The following is a 21838-nucleotide window of genomic DNA, read 5'->3' as shown; positions in this document are numbered from 1 at the left end:
GACGTACTTCTTCGTTCTCAAACTGTTTTAGTCACGCACAACCGTCAACAGCCGAATCGTGGCTCCAAGCCTTCACCGTCTGGCACAATGCTACAAACTAAACACGACCGCTGCACCGACCCGAAGTCTCTTATGAACCAGTACCCAAAGGTCGGGTGATGAGCGACACCGTGGACGACGTCGACCTCCCATATGATGAGGACGAGGCGTCCCAACAGGAGAAAATTCAGTCACTCGAGGAACGGCTGGAGATCCTCGAGGCGCAAAACGAGGAGATGCGCGATAAGCTCCTCGACGCCAACGCCGAGAACAACAAGTACCAGCAGAAACTCGAGCGACTCACACACGAGAACAAGAAACTCAAGCAGTCGCCGCTGTTCGTCGCCACCGTCCAGGAAGTCACGGACGAGGGCGTCATTATCAAACAGCACGGCAACAATCAGGAGGCGCTGACCGAAGTCACCGACGAGATGCGCGAGGACATCGAACCCGACGCGCGGGTCGCGGTCAACAACTCGCTGTCTATCGTCAAGCCCCTCTCGAACGAAACTGACGTTCGCGCTCGCGTGATGGAAGTCACCGAGAGCCCGGAGGTCAGCTACGAGGACATCGGCGGGCTCGAAGAGCAGATGCAGGAAGTCCGCGAGACCGTCGAGATGCCCCTCGAGAAGCCCGAGATGTTCGACGACGTGGGCATCGACCCGCCGAGCGGCGTGCTCCTCTACGGTCCGCCGGGCACCGGGAAGACGATGCTCGCCAAGGCCGTCGCCAACCAGACCGACGCCACCTTCATCAAGATGGCCGGCTCGGAACTGGTCCACAAGTTCATCGGCGAGGGCGCGAAGCTCGTTCGCGACCTTTTCGATGTCGCCCGCGAGCACGAGCCCGCAGTGATCTTCATCGACGAGATCGACGCCATCGCGGCCAAGCGGACCGAGTCCAAGACCTCCGGCGACGCCGAGGTCCAGCGGACCATGATGCAACTGCTCTCGGAGATGGACGGCTTCGAAGAGCGCGGCGAGATCCGCATCATCGCCGCCACCAACCGCTTCGACATGCTCGACCGCGCCATCCTCCGGCCCGGCCGGTTCGACCGCCTGATCGAAGTGCCAAAGCCCAACGCCGAGGGTCGCGAGATCATCTTCGAGATCCACACCCGCGGGATGAACGTCGCCGACGACGTCGAATTCGGCGAACTGGCCGAAGAGGCCGACAACGCCTCCGGTGCCGATATCAAAGCGGTCTGTACCGAGGCCGGCATGTTCGCCATCCGCGACGACCGCACCGAGATCCGGATGGAGGACTTCCGCAACGCGTGGGACAAGGTCCAGGCCGAGTCCGACGAGACCGAAGACGTCTCGAAAACCTTCGCCTAACACACCGGCTCGAGGTCGACGTCGGTTCTTTCTGCCGTCTTTCTTCGGTCAAGCGACAGCACCGAAAGCAGTGAGAGAGCGGCGCAAACCGCCACCGCGAACGCTACGTGGACAGAGCAGTCCGGAACGCACAGCAGAAAATACGGCATTGCAGCGACCGACGGCGCGAGCGTCGTTAAAACAGGTGGTCGTCTTCCTCGAGCAGGCGGGCGGGACCGCCGACGTCCCACGTAGTTGTCGAGACGCCGCAGTCGGAGACGGCCTCCTCGACCTCTTCGGCGTGTTCTTCGGTGGTGTTGACGTAGACGCTAGCGCCGGTGTCCGTCGAGAAGTAGACGGGAATATCCTCTTCCTCGCGGAGTTCGCGGACTTTGTTGAAGACCGCAAGCGTGGCCGGCTGCCAGTAGACCCAGCCCGAGGGACCGGTCATGGTCGTCGCGGCCAGCGACAGCGAGTCGTGTTCGGCGCGTTCGAACACGCCCTCGAAGTCGTCGTTGCGCAGGGAGTCCCGCATCTTCGCGATCTGTTCGTGGATGTGGGCGTTCCGGGCTTGGAACATGTGGCTGTCGGCGGCCTCGCGGTGGGCATCGTCAGTGTCCTTGTGGTAGGGAACGAGCCCGACGATGATCTTCAGGTCCTCGTGGAGATCCGAGGGGATCCGCTCGGAGCGACAGTCCTCGTCGTTCATCCCGGTCCGAAGATGCGAGAAGGCGCCGGTGACCGCCCGCGCGGCCGAGGCGGATCCGACGCGCGCGATCGTCGAGATCTCCCCTTTCGAGGCGTCGAGTTCGGCCGCCTCAGCCAGCGCCATCGCCGCGGCCGCAAAGCCAGAGGAAGACGACCCCAGCCCGACGTTCGTCGGGAAGCTGTTCTCGCTCTCGAGGCGGACCGGGTAGACGGTGTGGGCGGCGTCGGACTTCGAGCGGGCCTTCTCGACGACGGCCTCGACCCGTTCGTGGGCCCGTCCCTCGAGTTCCTCGCCGTCGACGATGAAGGTGTCCTCGTCGTAGTCCATCGAGAACTCGACGGTCGTCCGAGTGTGGCTCGGGGCTGTACAGACGCTGATACTGTCGTGGTAGGGCAGCCGCTCGATCTCGTCGCGCATCCCGTGATACTTGACCAGTCCCTGAATGGGGTGGGCCATGGCCGTGGCTTTCATACCCGGATACGTGGCTGAAGACCGCTTAAAGCTCACGGCATCCTATCGGCCCGAGAGTACGGACGGCTCAGCGTCTCACCCGCCGCTCCGCCCGAAATAGATCGTAATTATCGACGATGCCATCGGTTGTGTGACTGCTATTCGATACCGGTTTTCGACTCCGACCACCCGCCTCGAACCGAACGGCTCAAATGCGCGCTCTCGCAACGACTCCTGCATGGGAACCCCGCTCGAGCCTCGCGCTGAACAGGCGACAGAGGTTATCGACCGCCTCGAAGAGGCGTATCCGGACTCAACGATCTCGCTGCGGTACTCGAACCGGCTCGAACTCCTGATCGCGGTGATCCTCTCGGCCCAATGTACGGACGAACGGGTGAACAAGGAGACGAAACACCTCTTCGAGAAGTACGACGGTGCCGAGGACTACGCGACCGTCGACCAGGACGAACTCGCCGAGGACTTGAACTCGATCACCTACTACAACAGCAAGGCCGAGTACATCCGCGACTCCTGTGCGACGATCCTCGAGGACCACGACGGCGAGGTGCCGGACACGATGGACGAACTGACTGAACTCTCGGGCGTCGGCCGGAAGACGGCGAACGTCGTCCTCCAGCACGGCCACGACATCGTCGAGGGGATCGTCGTCGACACGCACGTCCAGCGACTCTCGCGGCGGCTGGGGCTGACCGAGGAGGAGTACCCCGAACGGATCGAACAGGACCTGATCGAGATCGTCCCCGAGGACGACTGGCAGCAGTTCACCCACCTCTGTATCGACCACGGACGAGCGACCTGTACGGCCCAGAACCCCGACTGTGCCGACTGCGTGCTGGCGGATATCTGCCCCTCCGAGAAGGGCGACAGCGAGATCGATCTCGCTGCCGGCGAACCGTGGTGAGTCGCGGGGAGACGGCCAGATACTGCAATACAGCTGCCACGCCGACTGTCGCAAGCCCAACGCCTTTTCAGCGACCGCGGATACCCACAATCGGGATCACTATGTCCGACAACACCGACGAGCGCGACACCACGGGCACGGACGAACACGGGCGGGATGTCCAACTCGCGAAAGAGGAGACCGATCCCGAGGAGACCCAGGACGAAGAGGGGCTCACCGAGGAGGAGAAGGAAGCACGGGAGCGCCACGACGAAGAGCAACGCCGGCAGGACATCGAACAGCAATCGGCCGACCGGGAAGACGACGCCCTCGAGAACGAGAACCCGGACCACCACCGGGACGAGGAGCCGTACAACGGCTAAGCGGGCACAATCGAAGCAAGCCGACCGGGAGGGACCGGACCCGTCCCGATCGTCGACCAGCGGCCGACACCGCCTTTTTGTACGCAGTCACTCCGACGCCGCGAGCCGCTCGTCCGGAACGACCAGCGTCGAGAGCGACGCGGCCGGAGAAACGGTAACCCGCGAGTCGACGGTGACCGAACCGATCGATCGGCCGTCGACGACGAGCGCCACGTCACACGCCTCGCGTTCGACGGTGAACGTCAGTTCGTCGGTCGGCAGGACCCACCGCCGAGTCTGGGTGACGAAGGGACCGATCGGCGCGACAGCCACCGCGTCGACGGCTCGCGAGAGGTGGGGCGCGTCGACCGCGCTCGCGTAGCCGTGACTCCCCGCCGGCGTCGCCGCGACGACGCCGTCGGCGCGAAAGGTCGCCACGGACGTCCCCCGGTCACGGACGCCGTACTCCGAGATCCGGGCGGGTTCGTCGGTGATGAGCGTCACGTCGAACAGCGCGCGCACTCGAGTTGCGGTCTCTGTCTTGTCGTTACCCGCCGACTCGAGGGAGACGCCCAGTACGGCCCGCTCGCGACAGAGAGCGCGGCCGTCGAGGACGGCCGCGAGCGCGTCGGGAAGGTGATCGCGGTCGACCGATTCAATCCCGGAAACGGGACCGACCGGTAGAACGGGAACGTCGCTGTCGGCGCGAGCGACCGCCGATAGAGTCGCTTCGCCGGCCGCGACTACCATCGACGGCTCCGCCGCAAGCACGTCCTCGAGACCCCCGTCGACGGCCGTCACGTCGGCGTCGGAAGCGGCAAACACCGACTCGAGGTCGGCGTCGATTTCGACGGCGTCGCTCGTATCCGCCTCGCCGACGACGCCGACCACGGGGGATTCGCCCGCGCTCCACGCGGCATCCATGGCCGTCAGTTCACACGGGCCGCTCAAAAGCGTACGGTTGTCGGTCGCAGACTGCACGCCGGCGGTCGGCCGCGGGCGTCCCGGGCACCGCAGGCTCGATTAGTCGTCGTAGGGCCAATCGCCGGTGATCCGCATCCCCTCGGCGAGGTCCTGGGATTCGAGGTCGGCCGCGATGTCGGCGGTCTCCCGATGGTCAACTGTCACCTTGCTATCGGCGAGTGCGACGACGTATTCCGTCAGGAGGATGGCCTGTTCGCGCAAGGTTCGGGGCTCGAGTTTCTCGATAGTGTCGGCGGCGGTATGGCCCCAACCCCGTCCCGGCCCGTCCGAGATCGATTTGACGTGACAGCCCGGCACACCCCGCTCGACGAACGACCAGTGGTCGCTGTGGGGGCCGACTTTCGGGACCGTTCCGATCGGATGGTCGTACTGATCTGCCACGTCGTTTGCGACCTCCTGCAGCGCGTCGAAGCCCTGCGTGATGATCGAGAGCGTCCGATCACGGACGACGCCGTCGTTGTTGACGACCGCCTTGATCGTCTCAGAGTCCGTCCGCTCGGCGTATCGGGCGGAGCCGACGAGGCCGACTTCTTCCGCGCCGAAGCCGACGAACTCGACGCGGGTCTCGAGGTCGTCCTCGCGCTCCGCGAGGGCGGTCGCGAGTTCGACGATCATCGCGGTCCCGGCCCCATTGTCCATCGCGCCCTCGGCGATGTCGTGGGCGTCGACGTGGCTCGTCACGAGCACGCGCTCGTCGGTGTCGGGGCCGAGTTCGGCGCGCACGTTCTGGCTCTCGGCGGGGTGGATATCGGCCTCGACGGAGACCGTGATCGACTCCCCGTCGAACCGACGGGCCAGCCGCGCACCGACCTCGTTCGAGACGCCCAGTGCCGGGATCGCCCCGACCGGGTCCGCGTCGGTTCCCACGCTCCCGGTCGGCGGCAGACAGCCCTCGACGTGGTTGCGATACACGAACCCGACCGCACCGTTCTCGACGGCGTGGTAGTACTTCTCCCGCCGGTGGACGTACCGATCGTAGTAGTCCGGGCTGTCGCTGCGGACCATGACGATCGCGTCCTCGATGTCGGTCTCTTCGAAGTCCTCGGGCATGCCGTAGCCGAGATCGACTAGCGGCGCGACGACGCGCTCGTCGGGACTGCGCGGCAGGGCGATACACTCTTGGGTCGTGTCGCCGGCCGTAATCGCGCTGTCGCCGCGGGTCCAGCCCTGTATCTCGAAGGGCTCGAGGCGGGCGTTTCGCGCGCCGGCGTCGGCCAGCGCGTCCCGGGTCAGTTCGGCGGCCTCGCGTTCGCCGTCGCTGCCGGCCATTCGGTTCCCGACATCGACGAGATCCTCGAGGTGGGTCCAGCCGACGTCGCTCTCGAAAACGGAGCCGATCCAAGCGCTCATGGCTGGACTGACACACGACGGCCGGGTAACTGTATCGCTCGCCCGACTCGAGCGGTTGATAGCATTCAGATTGACAGTATCCAGTGACACGACAAACTACGAACCTTTTTTACGCCGCTCCCTCTCGGAGTCGGTATGCGGGAGACGCTTGCCGACTGGCGGCCGGCCATCGATGAGGCGATCGCCGATCTGGTCCCACGCGAGATCGACGCTGACTACCTCGAGTCCTTCTTCGGTCCGCCCACCTACGAGTACGATCCCGCCGGCATCCAACGTGCACTGGCGACGCCGCTGTGGGATCTCCTCGATCGAGGCGGGAAACGGTGGCGTGCGGTGCTCTTTCTCGTCTTCGTCGAGGGATTCGGCGAGGACCCGGCCGAATACCTCCCCTACGCCTGTATTCCGGAGATTCTGCACAACGGAACGATCATCGTCGACGACGTCGAAGACGGGGCGACGATTCGGCGCGGAGAGCCCGCGCTCCACCGCATCTACGGGCGCGATATCGCGCTCAACGCCGGCAACGCGATGTACTTCCTGCCGCTGAAGGTCCTCACGCGGGACCCCGCCGACCTCCCGGCAGAGCGGCGGCTGGCCGCCTACGAAATGCTCATGCACGAACTGAACCGCACCCACCTCGGCCAGGGGATGGACATCTGCTGGCACAACGAACGCGAGGTTCGGATCAGCACCGAGCAGTATCTCGAGATGTGTGCGTGCAAGACCGGCTGCCTCGGTCGGATCGTCGCTCGCCTCGCCGCGATCATCACCGCCCAACCGCCCGAGGTCGAGGAAGCCGTCGCCGAATACGCCGAACTGACCGCGGTCGCCTTCCAGATCGGCGACGATATCTTAGACGTCGAGCACTCGCTGGGCCGGGCCGGCGAGTTCGGCAAGGCGTTCGGCAACGACATCCGCGAGGGGAAGAAGACCCTCATGGTCATCCACGCCATGCAAACGAGCGAACCGGAGCGCGTCCGTCGGCTGCAGGCCATCCTCGAGGCTGAGGACAACACCGACGACGAGATCGGCGAGGCCCTCTCGATCCTCGAGGACGCGGGCAGCATCGAGTACGCCCGCGAGCGCGCCCTCGAGTTGGCCGCCGACGCGCGGGCCGCGATCGATGACGTGGACTTCGACGCGGAGACGACCCGGAAGCTCGAGGAGTTCACGGAGTTCGTCATCGAGCGCGACGAGTAGCGCGGCGACGCGCTCGCTGGGATCGTTTTCTCCGTTTCGAGATAATCACGGGACCCAATGAGTAGGGCCAGATACTACATCCTCGACGTGGAACGCCGAGTATGGCCGATCACTCGCAGGGAGCGGCGACCGAACCGACGCGGGCCGACGGCGGGCGGCCGTGGCCGATCCTCGTCGCCCTCGGACTCGTCGGATCGGAGGTCGGCATCGTCGTCGGCTTCCTCCCCGTCGNTCCCCGTCGCCGTCATCGGACTCGTCGCCTTGGCCGCGAGCGTCGCGGGGATTCTGGCGGACGCCGACTACGTCGATCGCCCGCTCGCGTTCGCGGCGACGTTCGGCGCGGCCTTCGTCGTCGCCGGCGGGATACTGACTGCCCACGGGACCGGAGCGGCCCCGATCGGCCTCCTCGAGCCCCTATCCGGGCTGACGAGTCGCGGCGTCGCGCTCGTGTTCGCCGGCGTCGTGACGATCGCCGGAGCCGGCGTCGTGCGGTCCCGACGGATAGACCAATAGCGGTGCTGCGTCGGGCGCGACGACTGCAGCAGCCGCGGCGGCCGCGACGCGACTGAACCGAGCCGAAACCGATCGCAGACAGCCACTCGAGAACATCCAACAACAATGAGCCGACGCGCGTTCGACGCCGAAATCGGGCTCGATCTCACGGTCAATCTGATCCCGTTCGCGATCATGGCCTTTTTCGTCGCTATCTTCGCGGTGTTCAACCCGTGGGGATTCGATCCGCTCCAGTCGGCGATCCAGTTCGCCATCCTGATCGTGACGATGGGAGTGCTCGCGGTCGTCACCTACATCGCGGCTCGAGCGATCGAGACCGACGACCGCACGCGACACGACACGTCCGAGAGCTAACCGCGACACGTCGCCGGGTTCGGGCTCAGTTGATGATGAGGACGAACCCGGTAATCGACATCAGTATCGTGATTCCGACGAGCAGTACCAGGAACAGTTCCTTCTCGGATAGCCGGTGCTGGAGGGCTGTTCCGTCGGCGTCGGCCTTATCGGAACTCACGGGGGATCACTATCGGGGCTACACCGCAATCGGGGAAGAACGTTTCCCAGCAGCCGGCCGGACACTGGCGGCTACTCCGCCTCGCGCTCGTTGCGGTCGGGTCGATTGGAGCCGCTCGAGCGAGCGACGGCCTCGAGTCGACGGGGCGTCGCCCCATCAGCGCCAGCGATCCGACACAAGACCCTCAAATCAGGCCGTCGTAGGCGGGATCGTGTCCAGTGATCGACGGATTACGGGCCGGAACGCCATCGCCGGCCTCGGCCTCGCGCTGATCGTCGCGACCGCCGCCTTCGGGGCGCTGCTCGGCGCGACGCTGCCCGCCCGGACCGGGCTCGAGGAGATTTCCGTTCTCACGATCTCTGTTCCCGTCTCGCCGCTCACGCTCGGCATCTACGGGGCCGTTGCGGTCGGGGCCGTCCTGCTGTCGCTCCTGCTCGTCGTTCGAATACTCTCCCGATTCGACGCCGAAGCGTGACGGAGACGGTCGCGTACCGCCGCTCGGTACTCACAGAACACTATCCTCGATCTCCGCCAGCAGCGTCGCGCGGACGGCGGTGCTCGCGACGACACCGTCGGACACGGCTTCCCGGTGGCGGCCGACAACGCGCGATCAGGCCAGGCCGATACTCTCGCTGTACGCGCCGTGTTGTGTCTCGAAGACGGCCATGATCTCGCCCATCGTCGCGTAGGCCTTCACCGCGTCGACGATGTACGGCATCGTGTTCTCGCCGCGCTCGCTGGCCTCGCGCAGCGCCTCGAGTGCCTCCTCGACGGCCGCGTCGTCCCGATCGGCTTTCACGTCCTCGAGTCGCCCGAGCTGGCGCTCGGCCGTGGTCTCGTCGATCTGGAGGATGTCCGGACTGGTGTCCTCCTCGAGCGTGTACTCGTTGACGCCGACGACCACCTCTTCGCCCCGTTCGACGCGTTCCTGGTACTCGTAGGAGGCGTCCTGGATCTCCCGGAGGAAGAAGCCGTCCTCGATGCCCGCCAGAATGCCGTCGCGGACCGAANTAGGAGGCGTCCTGGATCTCCCGGAGGAAGAAGCCGTCCTCGATGCCCGCCAGAATGCCGTCGCGGACCGAACCGTCGCCCATCTCCCGGATTTCCTCGATATAGCGCATCGTCCGCTCCTCGATCTCGTTGGTGAGCGTCTCGACCGCGAAGGAGCCGCCCATGGGGTCGACGATGTCGGCCGCGCCGGACTCCTCGGCGATGATCTGCTGGGTCCGCAAGGCAACCCTGACCGCCTTCTCGCCCGGCAGTGCCAGCGCCTCGTCGAAGCTGTTGGTGTGCAGCGACTGGGTCCCGCCGATGACGCCGGCGAGCGCTTGGATCGTCACCCGAGCGACGTTGTTCAGGGGCTGTTGGGCCGTCAGCGATTGGCCCGCGGTCTGGGTGTGGAACTTGAGCCGTTTCGACTCGTCGGCCTCGGCACCGTACCACTCGTCCATCACCCGGGCGTAGATCCGGCGAGCCGCCCGGAACTTCGCGATCTCCTCGAAGAAGGAGTTGTGACAGTTGAAGAAAAAGGAGAGCCGCGGCGCGAACTCGTCGACCTCGAGCCCCCGATCCATCGCGTCTTCGACGTAGCCGAAGCCGTCCGCGAGGGTGAAGGCGAGCTCTTGGACCGCCGTCGAGCCCGCCTCGCGGATGTGATAGCCCGAGACCGAGATCGGGTGGAATTTCGGCGTTTCGGCCGTGCTGAACTCGAGGACGTCCGTCACGAGATCCAGCGAGGGTTCGGGTGGAATTACCCACTCCTTCTGGGCGATGAACTCCTTGAACATGTCGTTCTGGAGGGTCCCGCGCAGCTTCTCGCGGTCGACGCCCCGCCGGTCGGCCAGCGCGACGTACATCGCGTAGATCACCGGCGCAGAGGGGTTGATCGTAAACGAGGTCGAAATTTCCTCGAGATCGATCCCGTCGAAGAGGATCTCCATGTCCCGGAGCGTGTCGACCGCGACGCCCTCCTTGCCGATCTCGCCCTCGCTCATGGGGTCGTCCGAGTCCAGTCCCATCAGCGAGGGCATGTCGAAGGCCACCGAAAGCCCGGTCTGGCCCTCGTCGATCAGGTAGTGAAACCGCTCGTTGGTCTCCTCCGCGGTGCCGAAGCCGGCGAACTGCCGCATCGTCCACGTCCGCCCGCGGTACATCGTGGGGTACGGCCCACGGGTGTACGGCTCCTCGCCCGGGAAGCCGAGATCTTCGAGGTAGTCGAGATCCGAGACGTCGTCGGGGGTATAGAGGCGGTCGACTTCGTGGTTCGACACGGTTGCGAACCGGTCCCGACGCTCGCCGTGACGGTCGAGGGCCGGCTCAAGGCGCTCGGCCTCCCACTGCTCGCCGGCCTCCCGGATCTCCTCGAGGTCCTCGTCGTCGTACATGGTCGTAATATTTGCCGACAGCCAATGAAGGTTCGGGGGGCGTTCAATCGTCTGCAAACGGGGCGCGAACGCCCGTTAGCGTACCTCAGATCCGGCTTCGCTCGCGGGGGACCGTAAGCGAGTCGTCGGCCCAGTCGATGTCGATGAGGCGTTTCGGCGTCCCGGAGAGCCCGTCACGGCTGACGATTTCGATCGTCCGATTGCGCGCGTCGGGCGTGAACGGCGACGCGGCCATGATCCGCGCCACGTCGGCTCGCGGAATCGCCCCCGAGACGGAATCGCCGCCTTCACCCACGAGCACCTCACCGCTCGGCGGGGCGTTCGTGAGTTTTCCGGGGCGAACGATCGTGTATCCGACCCCCGCCCGGCGCAGCGAGGTCTCGGCGTCGCGTTTGGCCCGCAGCGAGCCCCGGATCACGAGCCGCGCCGGCAGCGACAGTCCCGCCCTCGAGTTTCCGACGCCGATCGCGCTCTCGAAGACGAAATAGGAGACCTCCGCCGCCACGGCGGCGGTGATAAGGTTGATCACGCCGGTCCGGTCGACCAATTTGCCGCCGGTCGCGTGTCGCAGACACGGCGGCGTCCCAAGCGCACAGTAGACGATGTCACAGCCCTCGACCGCTCGCACGGCATCGGCAGACTCGAAGAAATCGGCGATGATTACCTCGTCGGCCCCGTGTCGCTCGAGCGTGTCCGCGGCCGCGTACGACCGCGTGGTCGCGCGAACGGTCAGTTCGGTCGGTCGAAGGACAGACAGTAGTTCGTGTCCGGTGTCGCCGCTGGCACCGGCGATGAGAACGCGATCGGGTGTGCGAGGTTCAGCCATCGAGCGAGGTACTGCGCCGACACGGAAAACGCTCACCAGCGGTCGGTCCGACTGACTATCCGCTCTCGCCGACTATGAGAACCCAGCCCACAATTTGCCCACGCCCTACTCGTCTCCCTCTCCGTCGTCTCCGCCGTCGGACTGGAGTCGCTTGGTCGTCTGGACCAACGGGTGGCGCGCGTAATCGACGACCTCGATATCATCGATCCGCTCTAAGTTCTCCTTCTCGGCGGTGCGTGCCATCCCCAGTTCGATCTCGTGATCGATGACGATGACGTAGGCGTCCATCTCGTCGATCGAGAGCTGATCCGCTGCGAGCACGCGGTGATGGCCGTCTGCCAGCAACAGCGTGCCGCCGTTGTCGATGACGACCAGCGGTTCGGCGAGCCCGCGCTCGAGTTCGTATCGCCGCCCCTCGAGTTCGTCGGCGTAGACCCGGCCCTGCGTCGGGGTGAGTTCCGAGAGCGGGACGGTCCGACGTTCCTCGGTCAGGTCGATCTCGTGGATCTGCTCTAAGGTCCGCATCAGTTTGCCCACCTTTTCCGGGGTCGCACGCTCGATCTGGCTGCGGATGACGTCGGCGTTCGAGATGATCCCGACGAGATTGCCCGCGTCGTCGACGACCGGGAGCTTCTGGATGCCCGAGCGGAGGATGACGCGCGCGGCATCGTTTACCTTCATATCGGGGTGGGCGACCAGCAGATCGGTCGCCATGACCTTGAAAATCGGGTCGTCGTCCTCGGCGAGCAGCAGGTCGCGGGCGCTGATAAAGCCCTCGACGCGCCGTCGATCCGTGACGGGAAACCCGCTGTGTTCCTCGCTCTCGGCGATCCGCGTCGCGACCTCGCCGACGGTTTCGTCGGGCGACACCGTCGCCACGTCCCGCGTCATGTAGTCCTTGACCTTGGGCTTCGTCCGGCCCGACACGACCTCCATACCCGGTCACACGGGAGCCGCGCGCAAAAGTACTGTTACTGACGATCGCGTTCGTCTCCTCGCCCTCGAGTTTCACGCGGACTCGCCGTCTTCGGGCTCGCCCCGCTGGGTGAACAGCCACTCGCTGGTCTGGGTGTAGGCTCCGACTGGGACTCCCGGCCGCGTCTCAATCGCCTCGAAAAAGCGGTTCGTGATGACCTCCTCGACGACGCTGACGATCGACTCGACTTCCTCCTCGTCGTCGGCGCTGCCCAGAATGCCGATCTCGAGTTGCGCGCCGGCCATGTCGGCGTGACCGCCGGCGCTCCCGATCCGGTCGAACGCGTCCCGCAGGGTCTCCCCCAAGTCGACGTCGGCGGCCCGCGACCGAGCCGAGAGGTAGACCATCTCGTCGTTGAACCCGAAGACGAGCGTCGTGTCGACGCCCTCCATCGCGAGCAACTGATCGGCCGCTTGGGGCAGCGCGTCCCGATCGCTGATCCGACCGACGCTGGCGACGGCGACCGACTCGCGTTGCACCCGGTTCTTGATCGCCCGCGCGATCGTCTCGAGGGTATCGCCCTCGAGCGAGGGTTGTTCGATCTGGCGCAAGAGCGACGTGTCGACGTGGGGCCACAGCCGCGATGCCGCCCGGAAGTCGGCGGGCGACACCTCCCGCGTGAAGTCGTTCGTGTCGACCCGAATGCCGTACAGCAGCGCCGTGGCTATCGCCGAATCGAAGTCGAGGTCGAACCGCTCGATGTACTCGGTCAGGACGGTACTGGTCGCGCCCGCTCCCTGCCGGAGGTCGACGAACTCGCCGGGGACCGGCCCGCGGGGCGGATGGTGGTCGATGACGATATCGACGTGGAGGTCCGACGGGAGCTGATCGTTGACGCCGGGTCGGGAGTGATCGACCAGCGCGAACGCCGCGTACTCCGAGATCGGCTGGTCGCGGTCTAAGTTCCGCAGATTCAGTCCGAGCAAGTTGACCATCGCGCGGTTCTCTTGATGGGATATCTCGCCGAAATAACAGGCGTCGGCGTCGACGCCGACGGACTCGGCGACGGCGACCAGCGCGACCGCGCTCGCGATCGCGTCCGGATCGGGATTGTCGTGTGCGAGGACCGCCAGCCGACCGTCGATCCCCGCGAGGTGCTCTCGGAGTTCGATCGCCGCTTCGGCCGACGCGCTCGCCGCGCCGTCGAGGACCCGATCGGCCATGACGCTCGACGGATCGACGACGGCATCCGCTAACGCATCGAACCGATCGCGGTCCGCTGCGGTCGCGTTCCCGCCCAGATACGCCACGATCGAGGCCTCGGGGAACCGCTCTCGCGCCGCCTCGAGTGCGGCCCGGTTGGTATCGGTGCGGTCGCTCCCGACGAAAATCACGTCCGGCGGATCGACGTTCGCAATCGCGTCGGGGTCGGCCGGATCGGCGCTGCGGGCCGGCACGCTCTCGTCGCGCAGCGTTTCGACGACGCTCTCGTCATCGGTGATCGCGAGCAGTCGGTCGCCGTCGTGCTCGGACAGTCGCTCCGTGACCTGTCGGCAGACGGTCCCGCAGCCGAGCACGAGCCGGAAAACCATTTGTCGCGGCTTGCGACCCCGACGGGTAAAAGCTACCGGGTCGTCGCTCGATTCAGGCGACGACGGCGGCGGCCGCCTCGAGCGCGGCGTCGGCGACCGGCCCGAACGCGGGCAGGACGACGACCGTGAGGACGGCCGCGGCGATGATCGCCGCGTAGAGCCCGGTCGGCTGGGCGAGGCGGTCCCGTTCGAGGATCGGCTCCTCGATCCAGAGCGCCTTGACCAGTCGCGAGTAGTAGTACAGCGAGAGCGCGCTGTTGACCACGAGCGCGGCGGCGAGGACTAAGAGGATCGTGTTGTCCGCGGCCGCGTTGATCGTCTGGGTGTAGAGCAGATACTTGCTCCAGAAGCCGCCGAACGGCGGGACTCCCGCGAGGCTGAACATGAACACGGCCATCGCGGCGCAGGCGAACGGCGCTTGCTTCGAGAGACCGTTGTAGTCCTCGAAGGTCCGGCCGACGCCCCAGTACTCCGCGAGGGCGACGAACAGGAACGCGCCCGTGTTCATGAAGCCGTAGACCAGCAGGTGCATCATGGCCGCGCCCATGACGAGTTCGCCGCCCTCGGCCGAGAGGGCCGCGAGCCCGATCAGCACGTAGCCGGCGTGGCCGATCGAGGAGTAGGCGAGCATCCGTTTGACGTTCTCCTGGGTCGCCGCCGCGAAGTTCCCGACCGTCATCGTCACGATCGCGAGGATGACGAAGGCAAGCGTCCAGTCGACGCCGATGACCTCCGTCGTCGCGGCGACCGGGAACGCCGTCGTGAACACGCGGAAGGCGAGCACGAAGCCGGCGGCCTTCGAGGCCGACGAGAGGAACGCCGAGATCGGCGCGGGCGCGCCCTCGTAGGCCTCGGGGGCCCAGAAGTGGAACGGCACGCTCGCGGTCTTGAACGCGATGCCGCCGATCAGCATTAAGATGCCAAGCCCGAGCAGGCCGCCCATCTCGCCGGCGACATCGAGGTTCGTTGCGATATCCTCGAGTTGCAGGGAGCCGGTCGCGCCGTAGACCAGCGAGACGCCGTAGACGAAGATCGCCGAGGACAGCGCCCCGATCAGGAAGTACTTCAGCCCGGCCTCGACGCTGCCGCGGTTGTCCTTGAGGATCGCGACCAGCGCGTACGACGGCAGGCTCGTCAGCTCGAGTGCGATGAAGATCGTCACGAGGCTGTTCGAGGCGGCCATCATCGACATCCCGGTCGCCGCGAGGAGGATCAGCGAGTAGTACTCGGCCTGATAGGTGTGATCCCGCAGGTAGTCGTGGCTCGCGACCGTGACGAGGGCGGTGACGATCGCGATGATGATCATGAAGTACAGCGCGAGCTGATCGACGATGAACTGACCGCCCATCAGGTCGATGACGCCGTAGTTCTCGATCCCCGTCGCGCCGACGCCGGCGGCGGTAAACCAGACGGCGACGGCGAGCGACGACAGCGAGCCGAGGACGGCGACGCCGGCGAACAGCGTGCGGTTCGTCGAGCGCGGGTTGATGCTATCGAGCAGGAACAACACGAGCGCCGTCCCCGCAAGGAGCAGTGCCGGCGCGAGTGCCATCCACTCCGGAAGCTCGAGGACCGCCATCAGAGGTCACCTCCGTACTGGATGATCGGGTCGATTGCGTCAGTTATCATGTCGAAGATCAGGTCGGGGGCCACGCCCAGCAGGATGATGAGTCCCAGCAACACGACCATCGGTGCGATGTCGTGGAGTGGCGCACGGCCCACCTCGTAGTCGGTTTCGAGTCGATACGGGCCGAACACCGTCCGCTGGAGCGCAAAGAGCAGGTAGCCCGCGACGATGACGATGCCGAACATCGCCGCCGCGGTAAACAGCGGCGAGTAGTCGAGCAGGTCGGAGCCGAAGGCTCCAAAGAAGATCGTGAACTCGCCGTAGAACCCGCTCATCAGGGGCAGTCCCATGTAGCCGAACGCACCGGCGATGAGAATGCCGACCGCGATCGGCATTCGATCGGCCAGCCCGGACATGTCGGTGACCATCCGGGTGTGGGTGGCGTTGTAGATGACGCCGACGGCCATGAACATCAGCCCGGAGATCAGGCCGTGAGAGACCATCTGGAAGGTCGCACCGCCGACACCGAACTGGGTGTAGGCGACCAGTCCGAGGATGACATAGCCCATCGACGAGACCGACGAGTAGGCGACGATCCGTTTGAGGTCGGTCTGGGCGAGCGCCAGCATCGCGCCGTAGATGACGCTGATAACGGCGATCGCCGCGATCGGAACCGCATACATTTCGACCTGTTCCGGGAACATCGTGAAGTTGAACCGGAGCAGCGCGTAGGTCCCCATCTTCAGCAGGACCCCCGCCAGCAGCACCGACGCCGGCGTCGGGGCTTCGACGTGAGCGTCCGGAAGCCACGTGTGGAACGGGACGATAGGCACCTTCACCGCGAACCCGAGGAACATCGCGACGAAGACGACCGACGCGAGCGTCGTCCCCTCGAGGCCGAAGAAGCCTTCCGGGCCGCCGTCGAGCATCGCACCCGCGATTTCGGGCAGCGCAAAGGAGGTGACCGAGTCACCGAGCCCGAAGACGAGCGCGATGAAGGCACCGAACATCACGAGCGACGCGACGTTCGTGTAGACGAAGAACTTGATCGCGGCGTACTTGCGGCGCGGGCCGCCCCAGATCCCGATCAGCAGATACATCGGGATCAGAACCGCCTCCCAGAAGACGAACCAGAGGAAGAAATCGAGCGCCGAGAAGACGCCGATCAGGTTCGCCTCGATGAAGAGGATCAGGCCGTAGAACTGGGACTCGCGCTCGTCGATCGGCGTCCACGAGCTCACGATCGCCAGCGTACAGAGGATCGTCGTCAGGACCACCAGCGGCAGGCTGATCCCGTCGAGGCCGACGAACCACGAGATCGAGTACTCGCCGATCTCGATCCACGCGGCCTGCGATTCGAACGCCAGTTCGCCGCCGCGCAAGGCGTTGCCGCTGCCGTCGAAGGCGGCGAACAGCCACAGCGACAGCGCCGCCGGCACGAGGCTGATCGCGAACGCGAGTTTCCCGGCGATTCGGTTCGGCGCGACGAACGTCACCAGCGCGCCGAGCAGTGCGACCGCGATAAGCGCTTCTATCATCATGCGAACCACCCTCCGATATAGCCGAGGACGAGTAGCAAGCCGATGAACCCGCCCACCAACAGCGCCGCGTAGTTAGTTACGATACCCGTCTGCAGCCGTTTGACCGCGTTACTGCCGGACAGACTGATCCGCGAGGTGCCGTTGACGACCCCGTCGATCACCGTCTGGTCGAACCGATCGGCGGCTCGAGCCAGCGGCAGCGTCAGGCCCTCCGCGAGCCAGACCTGGTACTCGTCCTGGTAGTAGTTACGCTTCAGGACGCGGTACGCGCCGCCGAGCTTCCGCGTGTGCCGGGCCGGTTCGGGCACGTTGTACAGCGTGTGCGCCGTGAACGCGCCGGCCAGCGCGAGCCCGAGCGACAGGCCCGCACTCAGCAGCATCGTCGTCGTCTCCGAACCGATATAGCCCTCTTCGAAGGCCACGGTCTCGTGGTACGCGTGGTAGGTCAGCCCCTCGACGTAGCCGTACTCGCCGTCGAGCCAGAACTCGAGGAAGGTGATGTCGGCCCCGAGCAGGTTGGCGACGGGCGCGAGGTTCGCGAAGCCGGCGACGGCCGCGAGCGTCCCGAGCGCGATCAGCGGGACCTTAACCGCCCAGCCGACCGCGTGGGGCTCCTCGGCCGTCTCGGAGCGGGGTTCGCCGTGGAAGGTCAGGAAGACCATCCGGAAGGTGTAGAACCCGGTGAAGAAGACGGCGATCAGTCCCATCGCGTAGGCCGCGAGGATGACCGGCTGTTCCAGACCGACGGCCAGGGCATCGAACAGCACCTCGTCTTTCGACCAGAAGCCGGAGAACGGAACGATCCCCGCGAGCGCGAGCGCGCCGGCGAGGAACGTGTAGTAGACGACGGGCGCTTTGTCCTTCAGCCCGCCCATCTTCCACATGTCCTGCTCGTGGTGCATCAGGATGATGACGGCCCCGGCACCGAGGAACAGGAGCGCCTTGAAGAAGGCGTGGTTCATCAGGTGGAAGACGCCGGCGACGTAGCCGCCGACGCCGAGGCCGAGCATCATGTAGCCGTACTGGCTGATCGTCGAGTACGCCAGCACCTGTTTGATGTCGTCTTTGACGACGGCCATCGTTGCGGCAAAGAGTGCGGTGAACCCACCGACAAAGGCGATGATCGCCAGCGCGGTCGGGCTCAGTGCGTAGTAGCCGAACATCCGCGCGACCAGATAGACGCCGGCCGCGACCATCGTCGCGGCGTGAATCAGCGCGGAAACGGTGGTCGGACCTTCCATGGCGTCGGGCAGCCACGTGTGGAAGGGGAACTGCGCGGACTTGCCGAGCACGCCGCCCAGCACGAGCAAACCGGTAATCGTCACCCACGTCTCGGCGTCGAAGCCGAACAGGGTCGTGCCGTTGTCAATCGCCGTCTCGGCGGCAGTGACGAACGACTCCTCGCCGGCGAAGCCGACGGTGCCGAACGTCGCCGCGATGGCGACGACCCCGACGAGGAAGAAATAGTCACCGAAGCGGGTGACCAAAAAGGCCTTCTTCGCGGCCGAGGGGGCCGATTTCGTGCGGAACCAGAACCCGATCAGCAGGTACGAACACAGCCCGACGAGTTCGAAGAACATGAACGCCATCAGCAGGTTGTCCGCGAAGACGAAGGCGAGCATGCTGAACGTAAAGAGGCCGAGTTCGGCGTAGTACCGCGGGAGCCCCGTTTCGCCTTCGGCGTTCATGTAGCCGAGACTGAACACGTGGACGAGCAGGGCCACGGTCGAGACGATCACCAGCATGAGCGCCGAGAGGGGATCGATGAGGACCCCGAAGGAGAACGAAATCGTCTCCGCGCCCGTCTCGCTCATCGCCGCGCCGGCCGTCCACTCGTACAGTTCCGTGTGATGTGCGTTGCCGCCCGCGACCGCCGCGACCATCACGAGCGAGACGAGAAGCGACCCCGCCGTCGCGATGATACCCGGGAGCGCGCCTTTCTTCGGCAGGTGTCTCCCGAACAGCAGCGTGATCACGAACGCCACGAGCGGGAACACTGCGATCGCCGGTGCGAATCCGAACGGTCCTGTTGCTGTTGCTGCCATCTTACCACCTCATCGTCGTCGGTACCGTGACGTCGACGTCACGGAAGTTGCGGTACAGCACCAGAATGATCCCGAGTCCGACCGCGACCTCCGCGGCAGCCAGCGCCATCGTAAACAGCGCGAACAACTGCCCGGTGAGGTTGCCGTGATAGAACGCGAACGCGATCAGATTGATATTCGCCGCGTTCAGCATTAGCTCGACGGACATCAGGAACAACAGTGCGTTGCGACGCGTCAGCACGCCGAAGAGCCCGATACAGAACACCGCCATCGACAGCAGCACGTAGTACTGCACGTCGACGGTCATCGGTTCTCACCACCGGCGTCTGCGGACTGGTCGGCCGTCTCGGCGCTCCCGCCGTCGGCGACGGCCGGCGCTGCACCCTCACTGCTACTCGAGGAGTCGCCGGTGCTCGAGAGCGCGGCGACGGGTTCGCCGCCCTCCTCGCGTTTCGCGAGGACGAGCGAGGCGTCGAGTGCAGCGTCGAGTGCGATCGCGACGAGCAAGACGGCGGCGAGGAACGGTTCGGTGCCGCCGATCTGCTGGAGCGAGTCGAAGCCGAACAGCGCGTAGCCGAGTTCGGCTGTGATCGAGATGTCGTCTGGGAAGCCGGCTCCGGCGGCCGCGGTCATCGGCTCGAAAGAGGCGTTCAGCGTGATGAGCGCCATCACGGCGAACAGTCCGACGGCGAGAAGCCCCGGAACCAACGTCTTGCCGAGTCGGAGTTTCGGACCGGTCGTCATGCCTGTACCACCTCGTCTGCGTCGGCGTCGGTCTCGTCGCGCTGGGTCAGCATGACGGCGAACGTGATGAGGACGAGGACCCCGCCGACGTAGACGAGGACCTGCATCATGGCGACGAATTCGGCCGCCAACATCACGTAGTGGGCCGCGACGCTGAGCAGCGCCACACCGAGCAGGAGCGCGGAATGCCACGGGTCCTGCATGAGCACGACGCCCACCGCGCTGGAAAGCGTCACGGCGGCGAACAGCGCGAACGCGATCAGCTCGTAGTTCATGTTTGTTGAGAGTGCCCGTTTGCGGGACGGGCGGACCCGTTACTGGTAGTCAACCTCTCCGTCGCCTTCGCCGACCCACGCACCCCGGTCGGGTTCGCGGGCGGCGAGCGGATCGATATCCTTGTACCACGGTACCGCTTTCAACTGCTCTTTGTTGTAGACGAAATCGTGTTTCGTGTCCGCGGTGAACTCGAAGTTCTCGGTGAGCAGGATGGCGTCGACGGGGCAGACCTCCTCGCAGAGCCGGCAGTAGATACACTGGCCGATGTGGAGGTTGTACTGCTCGCCCTGCCGCTGATCGTTCGTGACGATCTGGATCGTGTCGTTCGGACAGACGTTTTCACACTGGCGACACCAGATACACCGCTCCTGACTGAACTTGTGGACGCCGCGGAATCGCGGCGACACGTCGGGTGCGGTCTCCGGGTACTCCACCGTGAAGGTAGAGCCGTCCAGTGCGTGTTTCATCGTCGTTGCCATCGATTTGAGTATCCCGATCATGCTATCAGCCCCACGATTACCGCGGTCAAGATGAGATTGGCGAAGGCCAGCACGAGCAGTCCCTTCCAGCCGATCTCGATCAGTTGGTCGATTCGAACGCGCGGCACGGCCGAGCGCAGCCACTGCGTCGCGAAGAACACCGCCCAGATCTTGATGATGAACCAGACGATGCCGGGCAGGACGGGGCCGGCCGGGCCGCCGAGGAAGATCGTCGCGATGATCGCACCGCCGAGGAAGATGTGGAGGAACTCCCCGAGGTAGATCAGAACGAAGTAGACCGAGGAGTACTCGGTCTGGTAGCCCGCGACGATTTCGGTCGGTGCCTCCGGCGTGTCGAAGGGGTTGCGGCCGACCTCCGCGAAGTTCGCCACCAAAAAGAGGACAAAGGCGAAGGGGTTGACCAGCGCGTACCACGACGGAATCGAGATTCCTGCGATCGTGACGAATGGTTCTGCCTGCGCCGAAACGATCTCACCCATCTGGAGGGTGCCGGCGAAGATCACGACCGACATCCCGGTGACGACTAGCGGAATCTCGTAGGCGACGTTCTGTGCGACCGCGCGGAGTCCGCCGAGCAGCGAGTACTTGTTCGCCGACGCGTAGCCGGCCATCACCAGTCCGAGGCTCGCGATCCCCGAGACGGCAAAAACGTATGCCAGTCCGACTTCGGGGTCTGCGAGATGGATCCCGTTGCCCATCGGGATGACGGCGAACCCTAAAAGCGCCGACGACGCGACGACGATCGGCGCGAGGTCGTAGGCCGGTCGGTCCGCGTTCTCGGGCACGACCAGTTCCTTCGACAGGAGCCGCACCGCGTCGGCGATAATGATGAACAGTCCGGCCGGACCGAGTCGGTTGACCGCGATCCGGTCCGTGAACGCGGCCGTGATCTTCCGCTTCGCCCACGGCCCCGCGACGCCGGTCATCGCGAGCATCAGGTTGCCGATGAGGAAGGCGGCGAGGAAGGTCGCGAGCAACTCGCCGCCGAGCCCGAACCCGTCGAGACCGGTCAGTTCGCCGATCCGCTCGGGGAGTAAGACCGTCTCCTGCAACGGTACCGCCGGAAACGCGGCCGTCCCGGCGGTCGCGCCTGCGATCTGGCCGGGCAT

The 21838-nt window shown here is 65.5% G+C and carries 21 protein-coding genes and 3 pseudogenes; 8 read left to right on the top strand and 16 right to left on the bottom strand.

Annotated elements, in window-relative coordinates; genetic code table 11:
* Both C489_RS21455 and pan1 read left to right on the top strand, forming a co-directional pair.
* Positions 1 to 101, top strand: a pseudogene (locus C489_RS21455) (IS6 family transposase); the annotation flags it as partial.
* Between the two features lie 57 nt (positions 102 to 158).
* A complete protein-coding gene (gene pan1, locus C489_RS02995; RefSeq protein ID WP_006429656.1) occupies positions 159 to 1376 on the top strand; it encodes a proteasome-activating nucleotidase Pan1 in 1218 nt (405 codons plus the stop codon).
* Between the two features lie 175 nt (positions 1377 to 1551).
* Here pan1 and mvaD read toward each other — a convergent pair whose 3' ends face one another.
* Positions 1552 to 2535, bottom strand: coding sequence for a phosphomevalonate decarboxylase MvaD (mvaD, locus tag C489_RS02990; protein ID WP_049890528.1), 984 nt, complete (start codon positions 2533 to 2535; stop codon positions 1552 to 1554).
* A 217-nt stretch (positions 2536 to 2752) separates the two neighbouring features.
* Here mvaD and nth point away from each other — a divergent pair, with 217 nt between their 5' ends.
* Positions 2753 to 3436: an endonuclease III gene (gene nth, locus C489_RS02985; RefSeq protein ID WP_006429654.1), complete on the top strand. Its 684-nt coding sequence runs from the start codon at positions 2753 to 2755 to the stop codon at positions 3434 to 3436.
* A gap of 101 nt (positions 3437 to 3537) precedes the next feature.
* The gene (locus tag C489_RS02980; RefSeq protein WP_006429653.1) at positions 3538 to 3798 is read left to right on the top strand and encodes a hypothetical protein; all 261 of its coding nucleotides are present in this window, start codon (positions 3538 to 3540) and stop codon (positions 3796 to 3798) included.
* 87 nt (positions 3799 to 3885) lie between these two features.
* On the opposite strand, the gene C489_RS02975 is transcribed toward C489_RS02980, so the two are convergent.
* Together C489_RS02975 and C489_RS02970 are read right to left on the bottom strand one after the other, a co-directional pair.
* Positions 3886 to 4701 (bottom strand): NAD(+)/NADH kinase, encoded by an 816-nt coding sequence (locus tag C489_RS02975; RefSeq protein ID WP_006429652.1) that lies wholly within the window; start codon positions 4699 to 4701, stop codon positions 3886 to 3888.
* 99 nt (positions 4702 to 4800) lie between these two features.
* Positions 4801 to 6111: a M28 family peptidase gene (locus C489_RS02970; RefSeq protein ID WP_006429651.1), complete on the bottom strand. Its 1311-nt coding sequence runs from the start codon at positions 6109 to 6111 to the stop codon at positions 4801 to 4803.
* 135 nt (positions 6112 to 6246) lie between these two features.
* Between C489_RS02970 and C489_RS02965 the strand changes: the two genes are divergently transcribed.
* The 3 genes and pseudogenes from C489_RS02965 to C489_RS02955 all read left to right on the top strand — a co-directional run bounded on the left by C489_RS02965 (position 6247) and on the right by C489_RS02955 (position 8178).
* Positions 6247 to 7311 carry a polyprenyl synthetase family protein gene (locus tag C489_RS02965; protein ID WP_006429650.1) on the top strand — a complete coding sequence of 355 codons (1065 nt, stop codon included), beginning with the start codon at positions 6247 to 6249 and terminating at the stop codon, positions 7309 to 7311.
* 101 nt (positions 7312 to 7412) lie between these two features.
* A pseudogene (locus tag C489_RS02960) lies at positions 7413 to 7824 on the top strand (DUF7541 family protein).
* 105 nt (positions 7825 to 7929) lie between these two features.
* Positions 7930 to 8178, top strand: a complete 249-nt coding sequence (locus tag C489_RS02955; protein WP_006429648.1) for a DUF6684 family protein — start codon at positions 7930 to 7932, stop codon at positions 8176 to 8178.
* A gap of 25 nt (positions 8179 to 8203) precedes the next feature.
* Here the strand turns inward: C489_RS02955 and C489_RS22840 are convergent, their stop codons facing one another.
* Entirely contained in the window at positions 8204 to 8338 is a 135-nt protein-coding gene (locus C489_RS22840) for a hypothetical protein (RefSeq protein ID WP_006429647.1), read from the bottom strand.
* Positions 8339 to 8549: 211 nt separating this feature from the next.
* On the opposite strand from C489_RS22840, the gene C489_RS02950 reads away from it, so the two are divergent.
* Entirely contained in the window at positions 8550 to 8813 is a 264-nt protein-coding gene (locus C489_RS02950; RefSeq protein ID WP_006429646.1) for a DUF7520 family protein, read from the top strand.
* 135 nt (positions 8814 to 8948) lie between these two features.
* On the opposite strand, the pseudogene C489_RS02945 reads toward C489_RS02950, so the two are convergent.
* From C489_RS02945 to C489_RS02890, 12 genes and pseudogenes are all read right to left on the bottom strand, one after another.
* A pseudogene (locus C489_RS02945) lies at positions 8949 to 10722 on the bottom strand (methylmalonyl-CoA mutase family protein).
* 85 nt (positions 10723 to 10807) lie between these two features.
* A complete protein-coding gene (locus C489_RS02940; RefSeq protein WP_006429644.1) occupies positions 10808 to 11548 on the bottom strand; it encodes an NAD(P)-binding oxidoreductase in 741 nt (246 codons plus the stop codon).
* 105 nt (positions 11549 to 11653) lie between these two features.
* Positions 11654 to 12484 (bottom strand): CBS domain-containing protein, encoded by an 831-nt coding sequence (locus C489_RS02935; protein ID WP_006429641.1) that lies wholly within the window; start codon positions 12482 to 12484, stop codon positions 11654 to 11656.
* Positions 12485 to 12556: 72 nt separating this feature from the next.
* Positions 12557 to 14056 carry a DHH family phosphoesterase gene (locus C489_RS02930; protein ID WP_006429639.1) on the bottom strand — a complete coding sequence of 500 codons (1500 nt, stop codon included), beginning with the start codon at positions 14054 to 14056 and terminating at the stop codon, positions 12557 to 12559.
* A gap of 52 nt (positions 14057 to 14108) precedes the next feature.
* Positions 14109 to 15635: an NADH-quinone oxidoreductase subunit N gene (locus tag C489_RS02925; protein ID WP_006429637.1), complete on the bottom strand. Its 1527-nt coding sequence runs from the start codon at positions 15633 to 15635 to the stop codon at positions 14109 to 14111.
* Positions 15635 to 17164: a complex I subunit 4 family protein gene (locus tag C489_RS02920; RefSeq protein ID WP_006429635.1), complete on the bottom strand. Its 1530-nt coding sequence runs from the start codon at positions 17162 to 17164 to the stop codon at positions 15635 to 15637. The genes C489_RS02925 and C489_RS02920 overlap by 1 nt, the downstream gene beginning before the upstream one ends.
* Positions 17161 to 19209, bottom strand: coding sequence for an NADH-quinone oxidoreductase subunit L (gene nuoL, locus C489_RS02915; protein ID WP_049890527.1), 2049 nt, complete (start codon positions 19207 to 19209; stop codon positions 17161 to 17163). Before nuoL ends, C489_RS02920 begins: the two co-directional genes overlap by 4 nt.
* Before the next feature lies 1 nt (position 19210).
* Entirely contained in the window at positions 19211 to 19516 is a 306-nt protein-coding gene (gene nuoK / locus C489_RS02910) for an NADH-quinone oxidoreductase subunit NuoK (RefSeq protein ID WP_006181260.1), read from the bottom strand.
* The gene (locus C489_RS02905) at positions 19513 to 19953 is read right to left on the bottom strand and encodes a hypothetical protein (protein ID WP_006429630.1); all 441 of its coding nucleotides are present in this window, start codon (positions 19951 to 19953) and stop codon (positions 19513 to 19515) included. Before C489_RS02905 ends, nuoK begins: the two co-directional genes overlap by 4 nt.
* Complete coding sequence (locus C489_RS02900) at positions 19950 to 20228, bottom strand: NADH-quinone oxidoreductase subunit J (RefSeq protein ID WP_006429629.1); 279 nt, start codon at positions 20226 to 20228, stop codon at positions 19950 to 19952. Before C489_RS02900 ends, C489_RS02905 begins: the two co-directional genes overlap by 4 nt.
* A gap of 39 nt (positions 20229 to 20267) precedes the next feature.
* Positions 20268 to 20729: a NuoI/complex I 23 kDa subunit family protein gene (locus C489_RS02895; protein ID WP_006429628.1), complete on the bottom strand. Its 462-nt coding sequence runs from the start codon at positions 20727 to 20729 to the stop codon at positions 20268 to 20270.
* A complete protein-coding gene (locus tag C489_RS02890) occupies positions 20726 to 21838 on the bottom strand; it encodes a complex I subunit 1/NuoH family protein (RefSeq protein WP_006429627.1) in 1113 nt (370 codons plus the stop codon). Before C489_RS02890 ends, C489_RS02895 begins: the two co-directional genes overlap by 4 nt.

The sequence above is a fragment of the Natrinema versiforme JCM 10478 genome (assembly GCF_000337195.1).
Classification (GTDB): domain Archaea; phylum Halobacteriota; class Halobacteria; order Halobacteriales; family Natrialbaceae; genus Natrinema; species Natrinema versiforme.
The sequence above is the reverse complement of the archived record's forward strand: the minus strand, read 5'-3'. Positions and strand labels throughout refer to the sequence as shown.